The organism is Mesorhizobium sp. M1A.F.Ca.IN.020.06.1.1 (assembly GCF_004023265.1).
Lineage (GTDB): Bacteria > Pseudomonadota > Alphaproteobacteria > Rhizobiales > Rhizobiaceae > Mesorhizobium.
Genome location: NZ_RZSR01000770.1, coordinates 1 through 2940, shown reverse-complemented (window position 1 = coordinate 2940; position 2940 = coordinate 1). Strand labels below are relative to the sequence as shown.

General features: G+C 60.8%; 2 protein-coding genes and 1 pseudogene. 2 read left to right on the top strand and 1 reads right to left on the bottom strand.

Annotation, left to right across the window (positions count from 1 at the left end):
* Both repB and repC read left to right on the top strand, forming a co-directional pair.
* A partial coding sequence (gene repB / locus EOA60_RS26645; protein ID WP_128312154.1) for a plasmid partitioning protein RepB occupies nt 1-664 on the top strand: 664 nt, incomplete at its 5' end.
* A 165-nt stretch (nt 665-829) separates the two neighbouring features.
* Complete coding sequence (repC, locus tag EOA60_RS26640) at nt 830-2164, top strand: plasmid replication protein RepC (RefSeq protein ID WP_128312153.1); 1335 nt, start codon at nt 830-832, stop codon at nt 2162-2164.
* 6 nt (nt 2165-2170) lie between these two features.
* Here repC and EOA60_RS26635 read toward each other — a convergent pair.
* A pseudogene (locus tag EOA60_RS26635) lies at nt 2171-2869 on the bottom strand (site-specific integrase); the annotation flags it as partial.
* Between the last annotated feature and the right edge of the window lie 71 nt (nt 2870-2940).

The window sequence follows — 2940 nt, the reverse complement described above, 5'->3', positions numbered from 1 at the left end:
CCCTCATCCTGAGAAGGGTGGGCACTACCAGGTTGCCTACGGCCATCGCAGACTAGCTGCCGTCAGGCAACTCGGCCGCATGGTCCGCGCTGTCGTCAGGGATCTGACCGACGAGCAGCTCGTCGTCAGCCAAGGCCAGGAAAACAACAGTCGCAGCGACCTTTCCTACATCGAGCGCTGCTATTTCGCGGCGAAGCTCGAGGCCAAGGGCTTTTCGCGAGACATCATCATGGCCTCACTTGGCGTCGATAAGGCGGCGCTGTCTAGGATGATTGCGCTGGTCGCGCGCCTGCCGGCCGAGATTATAGAGGCGATCGGCACCGCAGAATCTGTTGGGCGTCAGAAATGGGCCGAGCTTGCCGATCTGCTTGAGGAAAAGGGTAAGCGGGCCAAGGCGCTCAAAGCCATCCAAGATTCTGAATTCGCGGCGCGCATGAGTGATGAGCGTTTTCAGGCCATATACGACCTCGTCAAGACCGCGGCAAAGAAGCCGGACCGGACGATGTGGACCGCCGCCAACGGATCTCGACTGGTCACAATCAACGAAAGCGAAGCGAAGATGACCTTCGCCTTCGACAAGCGTATCGAACCGGAATTCGCCAGCTTCGTGCGGGAGCGCCTGCAAGCGCTCTATGACGAGTTCCGCCAGAAGATAACGGACTAAGGAGCACTGAACCGCAAAAGAAAAAGGCCCCCAGACGTCGCCGTCGTGGAAGCCTCTCTCATGATCTAAGCAGTCTGAGAATCGCAAATCCACGAATCACTGTCAAGAGTCCAGGCGCCGAATTGGCGAGTTGATTTCTTTTGCCTAGCGATAGGTGGAAGGAAAATGGGGACGCATACCGCAACGACGCCTTTTGGGCGGCGGCCGATGACGCTTAGCTTGCTTGCAAGCCAGGTCGCGGCCAGTCAGATCGACCAGGAAGCACGAGCTTCGAAGTGGGAGGTCTTTAGGGATATCAGGGAGGCAAAGCAGGCGCTGGGCGCGACCGATCGCGCGCTGGCGATCCTCAATGCGCTGCTATCTTTTCATCGCGCGGACGAACTCTCGGCCGAGGGCAGTCTGATCGTATTTCCCTCCAATGAGCAGCTCATCCGTCGTGCCAACGGCATGTCGCCGGCGACGCTGAGGCGGCATTTAGCCAATCTGGTCGAGACAGGTCTCGTCATCCGGCGCGATAGTCCGAACGGCAAGCGGTTCGCACGCAAGGGGGAGGGCGGTGCAATCGACCAGGCCTACGGCTTCGATCTTTCGCCGATCCTGGCCCGGGCCGAGGAATTCAAGGCTCTGGCTGCCGATGTGAAGGCTGAGCACAAGGCCTATCGGTTGGCCAAGGAGCGCCTCACAATCTGTCGCCGCGACGTCGTCAAGATGATCGAGGTCGGGATCAACGAAGTCGCTCCAGGCAACTGGCAGGGCTTCCTGCGCCGCTATGAGGCAGTCATTGCTAGGTTGCCACGCACGGCGGCGCGATCGGTCCTCGAAGCCATCTGTAACGAACTGGAAGACCTTTGGGCCGACGTCCATCAGACGCTGGAATCGTTTATCAATTCCCAGAATCTGAACGCCAATGAGTCCCAATCTGAGCGTCATATACAGAATTCAAACCCAAATGTTTCTTCTACCGATGAATCTGAACATCGCTCTAGAAAAGAAAAAGAAGCGAGCGGCGTTGACGCCAAAATCGACAACGTACGCGCCTTGCCGAACCGGGTTTTGCCTTTGGGCTTGGTGGTGGACGCGTGCCCTGAGCTTTTGACGCTGGCTCGCGATGGGCAGATCACGACCTGGCGCGATTTTGTCGCCGCGGCCGAACAGGCCAGGCCGTTCATGGGCATCAGCCCCAGTGCCTGGCAGGAAGCGGTCGAGGTCATGGGTCAGGAAAAGGCGGCGGTTACCGTGGCTGCGATCCTGCAGCGGTCCGATCGGATCGGCAGCCGCGGCGGCTATCTTCGCAATCTGACCGAGCGGGCGCGCGACCAGAAATTTTCCGTATGGCCCATGGTCATGGCGCTGTTGCGCGAAAAACTAGACGCGCGCGCCAACGCAACAGGTCCCGGTGCGAGGGCACGAACGGATCATGCAGATGGAGGCCAGGCTGAACCGGTCGAGATCAGCGAGGCGCTGCGCAAGAGCATGAAAAAGAAGGGTTGGGAACGGTGAGGCGCCTCACACGATCAGCCGCGCGGCATTTCCATTCCGTCGCTCGGCGTCGTTGTAATAGCGTGAGGCCTGTTGCACGGAACGATGTTGCGATTGCTGCATGGCTTCGGGCAGGGGAATGCCGCGCCGTGCAGCCTCGGTCAGGAACCCAGCGCGCAGGCCATGGGCACTGAATTCCCTTGGATCGAGCCCGGCCTGGAGGATGCGCCGTTTCAGGATCAGATTGACGGCTTGCGGGGTGAGCGCCCTGCGCTCGAGGTGGCCCCAGCGGTCGATGCGGCGGAACACGGCGCCTTCGGTGATCCCCGCGCGCGCCAGCCAATCCTCCAGGGTTGCCACCGGCTTGCCTATCAGCAGGACGGACGCGCCGCCGTCGGCCTCCGCGGTCTTGGTCCGCCCAAGATGGATAGTCACGCATGGCAGCAGGGCGGTATCTGGATCGTCCGGGTCGGCCGGCACGGGATCCTCTTCAATCAGCTGTTCGACGCGCAGAGAGGAAACTTCGCTGCGGCGACGGCCGCCGGAGGCGAAGGCGACCATCAGCAGCGCCCGATCGCGCACATCCACGAGGCGATCGCCGGCGCAAGCCTTCAAAAGTTCGCCCAGCACGTCGAGCGTGACGGCCTTGGCGCTTTTGCGAAGTCGCGGCCTGGAACTGGCTCGCACAGCGAGTTTCGTTGCATTGCGTGCGGATTCCGACATGAAGTCGGCCGCCATTCCGATCAAAGACCGGCCACCATTCCGATTTGAAGCCGGCCACCGTTCCGATCAAAGAC